A 15,772-nucleotide genomic window follows, 5' to 3' on the forward strand; every position below is an offset into this window, starting at 1 on the left:
TCCGCGCAGCGGCACCCGCACCCGCACCCCCGGCCGGGCAGCGGCATGGGTTCCGGGCCACTGCGTCGGGATTGGACCGTCCGGGTCGCCCCCGCCGGGGATACCGTCCGCCCATGGACGCCACCCTCGCCGCCGACCTCACCCGCCTCCCCGCCCTCCTCGACGCCGTCAGGGACGCCTCCGCCGAGGCCCTCGCGGGGCTGGACACGCGGCCCGTCGTGCCCCCGCAGGACGGGCCGCCCGAGCCCCGCCCGCTCCCCGCGGAAGCCACCGGCGCGGCTGCCGCGCTCGACGAGTTCCGGGCCCGCTGGGAGCCCCGCCTCTCCGCCTCCGCCGGCCCCCGCTACCTCGGCTTCGTCACCGGCGGCGCCACCCCCGCCGCCCTCGCGGGGGACTGGCTCACCGCCGTCCACGACCAGAACTCCAACTCCGCCATGGACGGCGCGGGCCAGCACCTGGAGCGCGAGACCGTCTCCTGGCTGCGCGAGCTCTTCGGGCTGGGCGCCGCCCACACCGGCACCTTCGTCAGCGGAGCCACCCAGTCCAACACCGTCGGCCTCGCCATCGCCCGCGAGTGGCTCGGCGAGCGCCTCGGCGTCTCCCCGGCCCAGGACGGCGCCGCCGCGCTCGGCCCCGTCCGCGTCCTCTCCGGCGCCCCGCACTCCTCCATCGCCAAGGCCCTCTCCGTCCTCGGCCTCGGCCGCTCCGCCCTCGTCCCGGTGCCCACCCTCCCCGGCCGCGAGGCCGTCGACCCCGCCGCCCTCGACCGCGCCCTCGCCGACACCCCCGGCCCGGCCGTCGTCGTCGCCAACGCCGGCACCGTCAACACCGTCGACTTCGACGACCTCCGGGCCGTCGCCGCCCTCAAGGACCGCCACGACTTCTGGCTGCACACCGACGCCGCCTTCGGCGCCTTCGCGGCCCTCTCCCCGGCCCACGCCCACCTCACCGAGGGCCTCGACGCCTCCGACTCCGTCTGCGTCGACCTCCACAAGTGGCTCAACGTCCCCTACGACAGCGCCGTCCAGTTCACCCGCCGCCGCGACCTCCAGGCCCGCGTCTTCTCCAACGCCGCCGCCTACCTCGGCCCCCTGGGCGCCGACCCCGACCTGGTCCACCTCACCCCGGAGAACTCCCACCGGCTGCGCGCCCTCGCCGCCTGGTTCACCCTGCGCGCCTACGGCCGCGAGGGTCACCGCGAGATCGTCGAACGGGACACCGCCTGCGCCCGCGCCCTCGGCGACCTCCTCGACCGGGACCCGGCCCTGCGGCTGCTCGCCCCCGTCCGGCTCAACGTCGTCTGCTTCACCCTCGCCCAGGACCCCACCCCCGAACGGCTGACCGCCCTCCGCGAGGCCGTCGCCGCCGAGGTCTTCGTGACCCCCACCGTCCTCGGGGGAACCCCGGCCCTGCGCGCCGCGTTCTCCAACTGGCGTACGACACCTGCCGACGTACGCCGAACCGCCGAAGCCCTGCGTACGGCAGCGAAGGAGATCGCATGACCGACCGCTCCCTCACCCTCGCCGAGGTCGAGGCCCTGGCCCGCTCCGCGCACGAGGGCCAGACCGACAAGGCCGGCCGCCCCTACGCCGAGCACCTCGCGGCCGTGGCCGAGGGCGTCCGCCTGCGCGGCGGCAGCCCCGCCCAGCAGGCCGCCTCCTGGCTGCACGACTCCGTCGAGGACGACGCGCTCAGCCCCGGGCAGCTCGCGGAGGCCGCCCTCCCCCAGGAGGTCAAGGACATGGTCCTGGCGCTCACGAAGCGCCCTGGAGAACCGCTCGAGGAGTACACGGCCCGCATCCTCGCCACCCCCGGCGCCGTCCTTGTCAAGGAGGCGGACCTCGCGCACAACGCGGACCCCGTACGGCTCTCCGTGCTGGACGCGCCCACCCGCGACCGGCTGACCGCCAAGTACGCCCGCGTCCGCTCCCTCCTCGGCATCACCGCCCCCTGACCTCCCGCCCGGCGCTCCTCTCCCGCCCGAAATGTGCCCGATTCGTGTGTGCTTGACGGGAAAGGCGTGCCGCCGATTCGTCACGAGGCGGATAGGAGGGCCCGGTTGGTGGGAGGATGGTCCATGTGGGGGTGTGCGCGGGCATGCCCCCGGGGCCGGCCAGGGGACGACCGAAGGTGTGATCAGAAGTGGCCATTTCGCTGTCAGTGGTGGTTCTGTTGGCGGTCATCCTGGTGATCCTGATCCGCGGCAAGCACATGAAGGCGGGCCCGGCGATCGTCGCCGTCCTCTTCGGTTTCTTCCTGGCGTCCAGCTCCATCGCCCCGGACGTCAACCGCTTCCTGAACTCCCTCGCCGACACCATCGCCGGCATCAAGCTCTGAGAGCGCCGCGGCGCCGGCGCGCCGCTGCGCCTCGCCGCGGAAACGCGTCAGGGCCGGGTCGAGGAGCAGTCCTCGACCCGGCCCTGAGCCGTTCAGAGCGGGTGACGGGAATCGAACCCGCGTAGCTAGTTTGGAAGACTAGGGCTCTACCATTGAGCTACACCCGCACAGCACGCGCCGCAGGTCCGTCGGACCTCGGCACGGACAGCATCCTAGCGGGTCGCGCAGGGGGAGTGCACACCACTTTCGAGCGCCGGGGCCCCGCCCGTGTCGCGCGCCGCGTACGCCCGGCGGGAAAACCGGGGGCGCCGGAGCGTCTTCGGGCATGTACCCTACGTGTCGCACCGACGGGGTGTGGCGCAGCTTGGTAGCGCGTCCGCTTTGGGAGCGGAAGGTCGTCGGTTCGAATCCGGCCACCCCGACCACCAGCAGTGTCCCCACGAAGATCGCGTTGTGGGCTGATTGCCGCTTGCGGTTACTATGCAAGCTGCGTGCCCGTGTGTCTGATGTACCGGGCCGAATCCGCCGAGGCCGCTGATTCACAGCGTTCCGGCAGAACCCCCAGCAGTCAGCCACAAGGAGACCGAACCGTGAAGAGCGCCGTGGAGACCCTGAACCCGACTCGGGTTCGGCTCACTGTCGAGGTGCCCTTCGAGGAGCTCAAGGACAGCCTCGACGCGGCGTACAAGAAGATCAACCAGCAGGTCACGGTGAAGGGCTTCCGCAAGGGCAAGATCCCTGCCCGCGTCATCGACCAGCGCTTCGGCCGCGGTGCGGTGCTGGAGGAGGCCGTCAACGACGCCCTCCCGAAGTTCTACACCGAGGCGATCAACGAGGCCGAGCTGAACCCGCTGGGCCAGCCGGAGGTCGACATCACCGAGCTGAAGGACGGCGAGCTGCTGGCCTTCACCGCCGAGGTGGACGTCCGCCCCGAGATCGAGATCCCGGACTACTCCGGCATCGAGGTCGAGGTCGACGCGGTCGAGGTCTCGGACGAGGACGTCGAGAAGTCGGTCGAGCAGCTGCGCAGCCGCTTCGCGTCCACCAAGGACGTCGAGCGCGCCGCCGCCGAGGGTGACGTCGTCACCATCGACCTGGAGGCCAAGGTCGACGGCGAGGTCCTGGAGGACGGTGTCGCCACCGACGTCTCCTACACCATCGGCTCGGGCGAGCTCCTCGACGGCATCGACGAGGCCGTCAAGGGCCTCGAGGCCGGTGGCGAGGCCACCTTCACCTCGCAGCTGAAGGGCGGCTCCGCCGAGGGCAAGGACGCCGAGGTCACCGTCAAGGCGTCAAGGTCACCAAGGTCTCCGCCCGCGAGCTGCCGGAGCTGGACGACGAGTTCGCCCAGATGGCGAGCGAGTTCGACACCCTCGAGGAGCTCAAGGCGGACAGCCGCAAGCGCCTCGAGAACATGAAGCAGTACGACCAGGCCACCCAGGCCCAGGAGCGCGTGCTGGAGAAGTTCCTCGAGCTCGCCGAGATCCCCGTCCCGGAGAAGCTCCTCGAGGACGAGGTCAACACCCGCAAGCACAACCTCGAGCACCACCAGCTCGGCCAGATGGGCCTGAACCTCGAGAAGTTCCTCGAGATCCAGGGCAAGACGGTCGAGGAGTTCGACGCCGAGACCCGCGAGCAGGCCGTCAAGGGCATCAAGACCCAGTTCCTGCTGGACGCCCTGGTCAACAAGGAGAAGCTGGGCGTCAACCAGGAGGAGCTCACCGAGCACCTCATGCGCCGCGCGCAGTCCTCGGGCATGTCCCCCGACCAGTTCGCCCAGGCAGTCGTCGAGGGTGGCCAGGTCCCGATGCTCGTCGGCGAGGTCGCCCGCGGCAAGGCCCTCGCGGTCGTCGTCGAGGCCGCCAAGGTCGTCGACACCAAGGGTGAGGTCATCGACCTCTCCGACGACGAGGACGAGGTCGAGGCGGCCGCCGAGGTCGTCGAGGCCGCCGTCGAGGGTGACGACGAGGCGAAGGCCGACGAGGCCAAGTAACACCCCGGGCGCAGCCCGCTGAGCAGTGCCGCGAAGGGCCCGTACGCAGCCGCGTACGGGCCCTTCCGCACGCCCTCCGCGGGCCCTCGGGACCTTGCGCTCCGAGCGAACAGTTCGGGAAGCGGGATGGCGTTGTCCGACCTGCGCGTTAGGGTCCATGAATACGAGGGCACGGGACTACCCGGAGCCGGCGGGGCATCGCACCACCGGCCGGTCCGCGCCCCAGAACGAGACGCTGAGACGGCATGTGGCCGTCGGAGACGAGCAGGTGGATACGTGACGAATCTGAAGCCTTACGCCGCGGGTGAGCCGTCCATCGGTGGCGGCCTCGGCGACCATGTCTACAACCGGCTGCTCGGCGAGCGCATCATCTTCCTCGGCCAGCAGGTCGACGACGAGATCGCCAACAAGATCACGGCGCAGCTCCTTCTCCTGGCCGCGGACCCGGACAAGGACATCTACCTGTACATCAACAGCCCGGGTGGCTCCGTGACGGCCGGCATGGCGATCTACGACACCATGCAGTACATCCCGAACGACGTCATCACCATCGGCATGGGCATGGCCGCCTCCATGGGCCAGTTCCTGCTCACCGGCGGTACCCCGGGCAAGCGCTTCGCGCTCCCGAACACCGACATCCTGATGCACCAGGGCTCCGCCGGCATCGGCGGCACCGCGTCGGACATCAAGATCCAGGCCCAGTACCTGCTGCGCACCAAGCAGCGCATGGCCGAGATCACCGCGCACCACTCGGGCCAGACCGTGGAGGCCATCATCCGCGACGGCGACCGCGACCGCTGGTTCACGGCGGAGGAGGCCAAGGAGTACGGCCTCATCGACGAGATCATCTCCGCCGCGTCCCTGGTCCCGGGCGGCGGCGGCACCGGGGCCTGACCCCGGCCCCGGCCCCGGCGGCACGGACCGCCGTGCGCCAGCCCGCCCGTCCAGGCACCCCCAGCCCGCAGAACGCCACCAGGATGGTGAACACCCAGATGCAGAACAACTTCTCCGCGAGCGGCCTCTACTCCGGCCCGCAGGTGGACAACCGCTACGTCGTCCCGCGCTTCGTCGAGCGCACCTCGCAGGGCGTGCGCGAGTACGACCCGTACGCGAAGCTCTTCGAGGAGCGCGTGATCTTCCTCGGCGTGCAGATCGACGACGCCTCCGCCAACGACGTCATGGCGCAGCTGCTGTGCCTGGAGTCGATGGACCCGGACCGCGACATCTCGATCTACATCAACAGCCCCGGCGGCTCCTTCACGGCGCTGACGGCCATCTACGACACGATGCAGTTCGTGAAGCCCGACATCCAGACGGTCTGCATGGGCCAGGCGGCCTCCGCCGCCGCGGTCCTGCTCGCCGCCGGCACCCCGGGCAAGCGCATGGCCCTCCCGAACGCCCGCGTGCTGATCCACCAGCCGTCCGGCGGCACCGGCCGCGAGCAGCTCTCCGACCTGGAGATCGCGGCCAACGAGATCCTGCGCATGCGCGACCAGCTGGAGACCATGCTGGCCAAGCACTCGACCACGCCGATCGAGAAGATCCGCGACGACATCGAGCGCGACAAGATCCTCACGGCCGAGGACGCACTGGCCTACGGCCTGATCGACCAGATCGTCTCGACCCGCAAGATGAACGCGGCCTGATCCTTGCCGCCAGTTGGCGCGGACGCACCGCAGGATTCTGCGATGTGAACCGCGTCAAGGGGGCCCCGTACGGGGCCCCCGGCAAGGTACCGTCGGATATGAGGCACCAGGAGCGCTGAACCAAGCGTCTCCCAGGCGAAGGGGAAGCACCTCGTGGCACGCATCGGTGACGGCGGCGACCTGCTCAAGTGCTCGTTCTGCGGGAAGAGCCAGAAGCAGGTGAAGAAGCTCATCGCAGGACCCGGTGTGTACATCTGCGACGAGTGCATCGACCTCTGCAACGAGATCATCGAAGAGGAGCTCGCGGAGACCTCCGAGGTCCGGTGGGAGGAACTCCCCAAGCCCCGTGAGATCTACGAGTTCCTGGAGAGCTACGTCGTCGGCCAGGAGCCGGCGAAGAAGGCCCTCTCGGTAGCGGTCTACAACCACTACAAGCGCGTCCAGGCCGGCGAGAACGGCGGCGCGCAGGGCCGTGACGACGCGATCGAACTCGCGAAGTCCAACATCCTGCTGCTGGGCCCCACGGGCTCCGGCAAGACCCTGCTGGCCCAGACTCTGGCCCGCATGCTGAACGTCCCGTTCGCCATCGCCGACGCCACCGCCCTGACGGAGGCCGGCTACGTGGGCGAGGACGTGGAGAACATCCTCCTCAAGCTGATCCAGGCGGCGGACTACGACGTCAAGAAGGCCGAGACCGGGATCATCTACATCGACGAGATCGACAAGGTCGCCCGCAAGAGCGAGAACCCGTCGATCACGCGCGACGTCTCGGGCGAGGGCGTCCAGCAGGCCCTCCTGAAGATCCTGGAAGGCACGACCGCCTCGGTCCCGCCGCAGGGCGGACGCAAGCACCCGCACCAGGAGTTCATCCAGATCGACACGACGAACGTGCTCTTCATCGTGGGCGGCGCCTTCGCCGGCCTCGAGAAGATCATCGAGTCGCGCGCGGGCGCCAAGGGCATCGGCTTCGGGGCGACGATCCGCTCGAAGCGGGAGATCGAGGCGAGCGACCAGTTCCAGGAGGTCATGCCGGAGGACCTGGTGAAGTTCGGGATGATCCCGGAGTTCATCGGCCGTCTCCCCGTCATCACCTCGGTCCACAACCTGGACCGCGAGGCCCTCCTCCAGATCCTGGTCGAGCCGCGCAACGCGCTGGTGAAGCAGTACCAGCGCCTGTTCGAACTCGACGGCGTGGAACTGGACTTCGAGCGCGAGGCCCTGGAGGCCATCGCCGACCAGGCCATCCTCCGCCAGACGGGCGCGCGCGGCCTGCGCGCCATCATGGAAGAGGTCCTGATGTCGGTGATGTACGAGGTCCCGTCCCGCAAGGACGTGGCCCGCGTGGTCATCACGGCGGACGTGGTCCGCTCGAACGTCAACCCCACCCTGGTCCCCCGCATCGTCCCGAAGGACCAGGGCCCGCACGAGAAGTCGGCGTAGCCGCACTGTTGTTGCACGCGGAAGGGGCGCTCCCGATGGGAGCGCCCCTTCTGACGTTGAGGATCAGCCGGTCAGGCCACCATATTCGGCCTTTCGTTCGATTCTCTATGGACTCCCGGAGAGCTCGCTGATTGGCTACCACCCGGTAAGAGATTGACTCTGTATGAGGTGGATGCATGACCAGGGCACGACGGACGATCGGGATTCTCGCGGCGACGGCGATGGCAGGTGCGCTGCCGGTCCTCGTGGCCTCGCCGGCACAGGCATCGTTCACGGACTGCACCAATTACATGCGAAACATGGGTTACCGGGTTGGCCCCAACGTTCAGAATGCGTGCAGCAATGGCGAATCCGGCCTGGTGGGCAAGACGGTCTGCTGGCAGATCCTGGTAAATGTTGGTGTGCCCGTGAGTCACGCCGACGAGGCGTGTTACCAGGCTGCGCGCTGACACTGCCACCTCGGGGGCCCAGTCCGCACTCGGCCCCCGAGGGCTGGATCAGGCCTTGGTCCGGCTGGTGTTGTAAAGCTTCGCGGCCAGCGCGGCCACCTCGTCAAGGGTGCCGCTGCTGCCGCCGACCAGAAGCACCGCCGGGTCGATGGCGTTCACTCCGACCAGCGTCGAGTGGTCGCCCCAGGCGCAGGACGGAACCTGGATCTCCTTGGGCTCCTTGCCCGTGGCAGCGGGCTTGAGGTTGACCAGCTTCACGTAGGCGCACTTCATCACAGCGCCCTTGAACCCCGCCGGGCTGAACTCCTTCGGAGTGCCGACCACCTCATACTTGAAGCCGATCTTCTCGGCTTCGGGGTTGTTCTGGCTGAGGCCGGCGTAGTAATTGTCGATCGCCTTGGCGGGATCGGCGATGTCGCCCCAGAGCCCGCTGGCGGAGAGCGACTTGCCCTTCGGGTCCGTACCCACCTGGTACTTGGCGTTCGCGCTGTGGGCGTTCTGTACGCCGAGCGCTTCAGCCTTCGTCTTCTTGTCCCCGGTCAGCGGGGCCTCGGACGCCGCTGCTGCTCCGGTGGCGTCAGGCGCCTTCTGGTAGCTGTCGACCGCAGCGGGGAAAGCCAGCTTGTAGCCCTTCGTGGCGTCGGAGACCCCGCCCGAGCCGCCCAGGAACCACCAGCCGGCGCCGCCGATGACGGCCACCACTGCGATCACCGCGATGATCGGGCCCGCCTTCGACTTCTTCGGGGGTGCCGGCGGGGGCATGTAGCCCTGCTGCGGGGGTTGCTGCTGGTAGCCGTACGCGGGCTGCGGGGCCGGCGGCGTCTGGTAGCCGCCCTGCTGGGGGTAGCCCGGCGGCGGGGGAGGGGTCGGCTGGGGGTAGGCCGGCGGCGGGGCCTGCTGGGGGTAGCCGTAGGCCGGCTGCTGGGGCTGCTGGCCGTACGGGTTCGGCGGCGGCGGGGGCTGCTGCCCGTAGGGGCCCGGCTGCTGCGGCTGCTGGCCGTACGGCCCTGGCTGGTTGTAACTCATCCCGAGTCCCCCTGTGAGGTTCCTTATCCGTTTCACACATCCTGGCGGAAGGCCTGGGCGGCGGGGGCATCGGGGTCCGGGCCGTTACCGAACTACGACCCTGCTGGTACCTCCATCGCACCCCGCAGCGCACGCGTCTGCGCCGCCAGCGCGTCGAGCGCGACCGGCTTGTTCTCGACGGGGACGGTGACCGTGACCAGTGAGCTGTGGTCGGCCCACATGCACATCGTCAGCTGCTCCGCCCCCACGGGCACCGTCCCGCAGCGCATCGCCCCGCCCGCCGGGGCGCCGGAGTCCTCCGTGACGGCCCCGTTGACGCCCATGTCGTGCAGGCCGCGGGTGAGGGCGGCCCCGGGGTCGTCGTCCGTGAAGGTTCCGGCGGCGCCGCTGACCACCAGCTGGGCGGTGCCCGACGGGTCGGCGTAGACCACGGCCACCGGCGTCGTGCCCTTCTTGGGAGTGCCCTGACCCTGCTTGATCGCGTCGACCCGCGGCCCGGACTCCTGGAGGGCCAGCCCCTGGAAGGACGCGGGCGGGACCAGCTTGTACCGGCCGGCGTCCTCGGGGCCGCCGAGGGCCGCGTGCACGGCCCACTTGCCGAGGAACGCCCCCGCCGCGAGGCCCAGTACGGTCCCGGCTGCGCCGAGGACCTGCTTGCGCTTGCGCCGCGCGGGCGATATTGGCTGGTAGGGGAAGGTGGCGGGCGGGGTGATCTCGTTCATGGGCGCATGAGACGTCCCCGGACCGGCCGGGGTCAACGGGAGCGCCCGCTGTGGAATGGATTCGTGACGCGGGCGGGCCCCGCCGTATCCTGTGCCCCGTGACCGAGAACACGCAGACACCCAGTGCCCCCAACTCCGAACTGCCGACCCAGTACGCGCCGGCCGAGGTAGAGGGGAAGCTCTACGAGCGCTGGGTAGAGCGTGGCTACTTCACCGCCGACGCCGCGAGCGAGAAGCCCGCGTACACCATCGTCATCCCGCCGCCGAACGTCACCGGCTCCCTCCACCTGGGCCACGCCTTCCAGCACACGCTCATGGACGCCCTGACCCGCCGCAAGCGGATGCAGGGCTTCGAGTCGCTGTGGCTGCCCGGCATGGACCACGCCGGCATCGCCACCCAGAACAAGGTCGAGCAGCAGCTCGCCGAGGAGGGCAAGTCCCGCCACGACCTGGGGCGCGAGGAGTTCGTCGAGCGCGTCTGGCAGTGGAAGGAAGAGTACGGCGGCAAGATCCTCGGCCAGATGCGCCGACTCGGTGACGGCGTCGACTGGTCGCGCGAGCGGTTCACCATGGACGAGGGCCTGTCCAAGGCCGTCCAGACCATCTTCAAGAAGCTCTACGACGACGAGCTGATCTACCGCGCCGAGCGCATCATCAACTGGTGTCCCCGCTGCCTCACGGCCATCTCCGACATCGAGGTGGAGTACCAGGAGGACGCCGGCGAGCTGGTCTCCATCAAGTACGGGGAGGGCGAGGACACCCTCGTCGTCGCCACCACCCGCGCCGAGACGATGCTCGGTGACACCGCCATCGCCGTCCACCCGGACGACGAGCGCTACAAGCACCTGGTCGGCAAGCTCATCAAGCTGCCGCTCACCGACCGCTCGATCCCGGTCGTCGCGGACGCGCACGTCGACCCCGAGTTCGGCACCGGCTGCGTCAAGGTGACGCCCGCCCACGACCCGAACGACTTCGCCATCGGGCAGCGCCACGGCCTGCCCAACATGACGATCATGGACGAACACGGTGTCATCACCGTCCACGGCCCCTTCCTGGGCCTGGACCGGTTCGAGGCCCGGTCCGCGGTCGTCGGCGCCCTGCGCGAGCAGGGCCGGATCGTCGCCGAGAAGCGCCCGTACCTGCACTCCGTCGGTCACTGCTCGCGCTGCAGCACCACCATCGAGCCCCGGCTGTCCCTCCAGTGGTGGGTCAAGGTCGAGACCCTCGCGAAGAACGCCGGTGACGCGGTCCGTGACGGCCGGGTCAAGATCCACCCGCAGGAGATGGAGCGGCGCTACTTCGACTGGGTCGACAACCTCAACGACTGGTGCATCTCCCGCCAGCTGTGGTGGGGCCACCGCATCCCGGTCTGGTACGGCCCGGACGGTGAGGTCGTCTGCGTCGGCCCCGACGAGCAGCCGCCGACGGGCGAGGGCTGGACCCAGGACACCGACGTCCTCGACACCTGGTTCTCTTCCGGCCTGTGGCCCTTCTCCACCCTGGGCTGGCCGGAGAAGACCCCGGACCTGGCGAAGTTCTACTCCACCGACGTCCTGCTGACCGGCCACGACATCATCTTCTTCTGGGTCGCCCGGATGATGATGTTCGGCCTGTACGCCATGGACGGCGAGGTCCCGTTCAAGACCATCGCCCTGACCGGCCTGGTCCGCGACGAGCGCGGCAAGAAGATGTCGAAGTCCTTCGGCAACGTCGTCGACCCGCTGGACTGGATGGACAAGTACGGCTCCGACGCCGTCCGCTTCACCCTGGCCAAGGGCGCCAACCCGGGCACCGACGTGCCGATCGGCGAGGACTGGGTCCAGGCCTCCCGCAACTTCGCCAACAAGATCTGGAACGCCACCCGTTTCGCGCTGATGAACGGCGCGACGGTCGAGGGCGAGCTGCCGCCGGTCGAGAAGATGTCGGCCACCGACCGCTGGATCCTCTCCCGCCTGAACAAGACCGTCGCGCAGGTCGACGCGTACTACGAGGACTTCCAGTTCTCGAAGCTGAGCGAGGCCCTGTACCACTTCGCGTGGGACGAGGTCTTCGACTGGTACGTCGAGCTGTCGAAGACGACCTTCTTCGCGGGCGGCGAGGGCGCGCAGGTCTCCGGCCGGGTCCTCGGCGAGGTCCTGGACACCATGCTGCGCCTGCTGCACCCGGTCGTCCCGTTCGTCACCGAGACGCTGTGGACCACCCTCACGGGCGGCGAGTCCCTCGTGGTCGCCGACTGGCCCGAGGACAGCGGCTTCCGCGACGAGGCCGCCGAGAAGGAGATCGAGAACCTCCAGGCCGTCGTCACCGAGGTCCGCCGGTTCCGCGCCGACCAGGGCCTGCAGCCGGGCCAGAAGGTCCCGGCCCGCCTGGACCTGGCGGGTACCGCGCTGGCCGCGCACGAGGGTGCCATCCGTCAGCTGCTGCGCCTCCAGCCGGAGGGCGAGGGCTTCAGCGCCACCGCCACCCTGCCGGTCGCCGGCGCCACGGTCGCCCTCGACCTGTCGGGGACCATCGACGTGGCCGCCGAGCGCAAGCGCCTCTCCAAGGACCTCGGCGCCGCCGAGAAGGAGAAGCAGCAGGCCGAGGCGAAGCTCGGGAACGAGGCCTTCCTGGCGAAGGCCCCCGACAACGTCGTGGACAAGATCAAGGGCCGGCTGGCCAAGGCCGAGGCGGACATCGCCCGGATCCAGGCCTCGTCACGACCGCGCGGGGGGCCTGTCGCATGCCCGTCCCGAGCCGTTCGACCCGGTACGGGGTGCCGCATGTCACCTCATATGTCCATTCGGCCGAGCCGATCCCGGGCGCGGACCACGCATGATGGGTCCATGCACCTGAAGCCCTCCGTCCCGGTACTGCACCGGGCCGTGGCCTCCGGGCGCCGGCTCGCCGAGGGCTGGGGCGCCTCGCCCCGGGCACAGGACGCCCTCGCGGCCCTGAGCTGCCTGGGCCTGATGGCGCTGGACCTGCCGGGCCTGGCCGCCGCCGACAACTCGCTCAACGGCTGGCAGGCGGCCCTGGCGCTGGCGGCCGGCAGTACGACCCTGCTGGTGCGGCGCCGGCTGCCGTGGGCGCCGTACCTCACCGCGCTGCTCTTCATCGGCTGGCTGCACGAGCTGACCCTGATCCAGTTCGCCCTGTACTCCGTCGGCCGCTACCGGGGCCGGCGGGCGGCGGTCCTGGCCACCACCGGCTACGTCGCCTTCGCGCTCGCCGTGTTCTGCCTGCCGGGCTGGCCCGAGCCGAAGGCGGAGACGCTCAGCGCCTTCCTCAGTCTGGTCGTGCCCATCGGGGTGCTCGCCTCCGCCGTCGGGATCGCCGCGTACCGGCACGACCTGGTGCGCGAGCTGGAGGCCCGGCGTGCCGAGGCGGCCGTGCTGCACGCCGTCCAGCAGGAGCGGACCTCCGTCGCCCGCGACGTCCACGACTTCGTCGGACGGGAGCTGACCCTGCTGACGGTGCGCTCCGAGGCGCTGTCGATGCGGGCGCGGGAGACCCCGTACGCCAAGGACTTCGAGGAGCTGTCCGACACGGCCCGCCGGGCCCACCTGGTGCTGAACGAGATCATCGTGCAGCGGGGGGAGCGGGCCGCGACCCCGGGGGTGGAGGGGCTGGCGGCGCTGGCCGAGGAGAGCGGACGGGCCGGATCGCCGGTCCGGCTCACCATGGACCCGCAGGCCCACGCCCTCTCCCCGCTGCGGCAGGCGGCGGTCTACCGGGTGGTGCAGGAGTGCCTGACGAACGCGGCCAAGCACGCGCAGGGGGAGACCATCGAGGTGTCGGTCCGGGTGGACGGCCCGCACCTGAGGATCGCCGTCAGCAACCCCCTCCCGGTCCGCACCCCGGGCCGGGCGCCGGTCTCGGCCGGCTCGGGCACGGCGAGCATGGCCGAGCGCGTCCGCAGCGTGGGCGGGAACCTGACGGCACGTCGAGGCGAGGACCGGTACGAGGTCGTCGCGACCCTGCCCCGCGGCTGACCCCGGGCCGCCGGAGCCTCCGGCGCCCGGTCAGGCCTTCGCCGGGGACAGCAGCGACCCCAGCGCGTCCAGGTCCTCCACGCAGCGCCCCGAACCGAGGGCCACGCAGTCCAGGGGCGCGTCGGCCACGAACACCGGGATGCCCGTCGCGGAGGCCATGCGCAGGTCCAGGCCGGGCAGCAGCGCACCGCCGCCGGTGAGGACGATGCCGTGCTCCATGACGTCCCCCGACAGCTCGGGCGGGCACTCCTCCAGGGTGGCGCGCACCGCGGCGATGATCGCCTCGACCGGCTCGTCCAGCGCGGCCCGCACGTCGGCCGCGGTCAGCTCCAGGGTCTTGGGCATGCCGCCGACCCGCTCCCGGCCGCGCACGGTGAAGGTACGGGTCTCCAGCTCCGGCCGCTCCGGGACGGGCCAGGCCGAGCCGATCGCGACCTTCACGTCCTCGGCGGTGCGCTCGCCGATGAGCAGGGAGTGCTCCTTGCGCACATGGTCCATGATCGCGCTGTCGAGGCGGTCCCCGCCGATCCTCAGGGACTGCGAGGTCACGATCCCGCCGAGGGAGATGACGGCCACCTCTGAGGTGCCGCCGCCGATGTCCACGACCATCGAGCCGCGCGCCTCGGCCACCGGCAGCCCGGCCCCGATCGCGGCCGCCATGGGCTCCTCGATCAGGTGCACGGACCGGGCGCCGGCCCGGGTGGAGGCGTGGACGATGGCCCGCCGTTCGACCGGAGTGACCCCGGACGGTACGCAGATCACCATCCGGGTGCGGGGCCGCCGGCCGGGGACCGCCTTGCGGACGAAGTGCCGGATCATCTCCTCGGCCGCCTCGTAGTCGCAGATCACCCCGTCCTTGAGGGGGCGGATCGCGGTGATGGAGCCCGGGGTGCGGCCGATGGTCTCCTTGGCCTCCGTGCCGACGGCGAGCGCGGTGGTCGTGCCCGCCTTGACCGCTACCACGGACGGCTCATTGAGGACGATCCCGTGTCCGCGGGCGTAGACGAGGGTGTTCGCGGTCCCCAGGTCTATGCCTATGTCCCGGCTGGAGGCGGTCTTGTCGGTACTGGCCTGCGGCATTTGTTCCCCAATCTCCCGTCCGCAAGGCTTGCATAACGATCCGGTCGCTTTCGCCGCCGAAGGTCCCGAAACGGCCGGGCCGAAGGTCCCCGGGGTACGCGTCCGTAGACTGGGGGCTGTGAGTGAGCAGCAGCCCGAGGGCCAGGACCGCGACCGCGACGGCACGTTCGACGAGTTCGACCAGATAGTGGCGGAAGAAGCCGACCGAGACCCCGACCTGGCGGTGATCGAGGCCGGCAGCCGCACCCTGCGCGCCCAGGCCGGCCCGCCCTCGGGCGACCCGGTGCCCGCCCGCCCCGAGGACCCCGAGGTGGCCAAGGCGCTGCTGGAGGTGGAGCAGGAGCTCGCCACCCGCTGGGGCGAGACCAAGCTGGACCCGTCCGTCAGCCGCATCGAGGCGCTGATGGACGTCCTGGGCCAGCCCCAGCGCGCCTACCCGACGATCCACGTCACCGGTACGAACGGCAAGACCAGCACGGCCCGCATGATCGAGGCCCTGCTGAACGCCTTCGAGCTGCGGACCGGCCGCTACACCAGCCCGCACGTCCAGTCCGTCACGGAGCGGATCAGCCTGGACGGGGCGCCGATCAGCGCCGAGCGGTTCATCGAGACCTACCACGACATCAAGCCGTACGTGGAGATGGTCGACGCCGCCGAGGACTTCCGGCTGTCCTTCTTCGAGGTCCTCACCGGCATGGCCTACGCGGCCTTCGCGGACGCGCCGGTGGACGCGGCCGTGATCGAGGTCGGCATGGGCGGCACCTGGGACGCCACCAACGTGATCGACGCGTCGGTCGCCGTCATCACCCCGATCAGCCTGGACCACACGGACCGGCTGGGCTCCACGCCCGGTGAGATCGCGGGGGAGAAGGGCGGCATCATCAAGCAGGACGCCACCGTGATCCTCGCGCAGCAGCCGGTGGACGCGGCGCAGGTGCTGCTGAAGCGGGCCGTGGAGGTCGACGCGACCGTGGCCCGTGAGGGCATGGAGTTCGGCGTGGTCTCCCGCGAGGTGGCGGTCGGCGGCCAGATGCTGACCCTGCGCGGGATGGGCGGCGAGTACGACAACATCTTCCTGCCGCTGTACGGCGCCCACATGGCGCAC

12 protein-coding genes, 2 tRNA genes and 2 pseudogenes are annotated in these 15,772 nt (G+C 70.5%); 12 read left to right on the plus strand and 4 right to left on the minus strand.

Translation table 11 applies throughout. The features are described 5' to 3' along the window. Window positions 1–113 precede the first annotated feature (113 nt). The 3 genes from VR44_RS14745 (at window position 114) to VR44_RS41955 (ending at window position 2,337) form a co-directional block, all read left to right on the plus strand. Window positions 114–1,502: a pyridoxal phosphate-dependent decarboxylase family protein gene (locus tag VR44_RS14745; protein ID WP_045947937.1), complete on the plus strand. Its 1,389-nt coding sequence runs from the start codon at window positions 114–116 to the stop codon at window positions 1,500–1,502. Further along, complete coding sequence (locus VR44_RS14750) at window positions 1,499–1,954, plus strand: HD domain-containing protein (protein WP_045947938.1); 456 nt, start codon at window positions 1,499–1,501, stop codon at window positions 1,952–1,954. Before VR44_RS14745 ends, VR44_RS14750 begins: the two co-directional genes overlap by 4 nt. Window positions 1,955–2,142: 188 nt before the next feature. After that, a complete protein-coding gene (locus VR44_RS41955) occupies window positions 2,143–2,337 on the plus strand; it encodes a hypothetical protein (protein ID WP_030229627.1) in 195 nt (64 codons plus the stop codon). Between the two features lie 96 nt (window positions 2,338–2,433). On the opposite strand, the gene VR44_RS14760 is transcribed toward VR44_RS41955, so the two are convergent. Further along, window positions 2,434–2,504, minus strand: a tRNA-Gly gene (locus VR44_RS14760). Between the two features lie 181 nt (window positions 2,505–2,685). Between VR44_RS14760 and VR44_RS14765 the strand changes: the two genes are divergently transcribed. The 6 genes and pseudogenes from VR44_RS14765 (at window position 2,686) to VR44_RS44985 (ending at window position 7,865) form a co-directional block, all read left to right on the plus strand. Continuing rightward, window positions 2,686–2,762, plus strand: a tRNA-Pro gene (locus VR44_RS14765). A 165-nt stretch (window positions 2,763–2,927) separates the two neighbouring features. Further along, window positions 2,928–4,330: pseudogene (tig, locus tag VR44_RS14770) on the plus strand (trigger factor). A 276-nt stretch (window positions 4,331–4,606) separates the two neighbouring features. Beyond that, a complete protein-coding gene (locus VR44_RS14775) occupies window positions 4,607–5,224 on the plus strand; it encodes an ATP-dependent Clp protease proteolytic subunit (protein ID WP_045947940.1) in 618 nt (205 codons plus the stop codon). Between the two features lie 83 nt (window positions 5,225–5,307). Further along, window positions 5,308–5,976 (plus strand): ATP-dependent Clp protease proteolytic subunit, encoded by a 669-nt coding sequence (locus VR44_RS14780; RefSeq protein ID WP_045947945.1) that lies wholly within the window; start codon window positions 5,308–5,310, stop codon window positions 5,974–5,976. 153 nt (window positions 5,977–6,129) lie between these two features. Then, the gene (gene clpX, locus VR44_RS14785) at window positions 6,130–7,416 is read left to right on the plus strand and encodes an ATP-dependent Clp protease ATP-binding subunit ClpX (RefSeq protein ID WP_007264060.1); all 1,287 of its coding nucleotides are present in this window, start codon (window positions 6,130–6,132) and stop codon (window positions 7,414–7,416) included. 176 nt (window positions 7,417–7,592) lie between these two features. Next, window positions 7,593–7,865, plus strand: coding sequence for a hypothetical protein (locus VR44_RS44985; RefSeq protein WP_157880294.1), 273 nt, complete (start codon window positions 7,593–7,595; stop codon window positions 7,863–7,865). Between the two features lie 48 nt (window positions 7,866–7,913). Here the strand turns inward: VR44_RS44985 and VR44_RS14790 are convergent, their stop codons facing one another. Continuing rightward, complete coding sequence (locus VR44_RS14790; RefSeq protein ID WP_045947941.1) at window positions 7,914–8,891, minus strand: hypothetical protein; 978 nt, start codon at window positions 8,889–8,891, stop codon at window positions 7,914–7,916. A 92-nt stretch (window positions 8,892–8,983) separates the two neighbouring features. Next, window positions 8,984–9,613 (minus strand): hypothetical protein, encoded by a 630-nt coding sequence (locus VR44_RS14795; protein ID WP_045947942.1) that lies wholly within the window; start codon window positions 9,611–9,613, stop codon window positions 8,984–8,986. A 98-nt stretch (window positions 9,614–9,711) separates the two neighbouring features. On the opposite strand from VR44_RS14795, the pseudogene VR44_RS14800 reads away from it, so the two are divergent. Beyond that, window positions 9,712–12,303, plus strand: a pseudogene (locus tag VR44_RS14800) (valine--tRNA ligase); the annotation flags it as partial. 261 nt (window positions 12,304–12,564) lie between these two features. Next, on the plus strand, window positions 12,565–13,587 hold the full coding sequence (locus tag VR44_RS47135; RefSeq protein ID WP_245691808.1) for a sensor histidine kinase: 1,023 nt from the start codon (window positions 12,565–12,567) through the stop codon (window positions 13,585–13,587). Window positions 13,588–13,617: 30 nt separating this feature from the next. Here the strand turns inward: VR44_RS47135 and VR44_RS14805 are convergent, their stop codons facing one another. Next, window positions 13,618–14,667, minus strand: coding sequence for a rod shape-determining protein (locus tag VR44_RS14805; protein ID WP_045947943.1), 1,050 nt, complete (start codon window positions 14,665–14,667; stop codon window positions 13,618–13,620). Window positions 14,668–14,785: 118 nt separating this feature from the next. Between VR44_RS14805 and VR44_RS14810 the strand changes: the two genes are divergently transcribed. Further along, window positions 14,786–15,772 (plus strand): bifunctional folylpolyglutamate synthase/dihydrofolate synthase (locus tag VR44_RS14810; protein ID WP_045947944.1); only part of this gene is annotated, 987 nt, incomplete at its 3' end.

The organism is Streptomyces katrae, assembly GCF_000966975.1.
Classification (GTDB): domain Bacteria; phylum Actinomycetota; class Actinomycetes; order Streptomycetales; family Streptomycetaceae; genus Streptomyces; species Streptomyces katrae.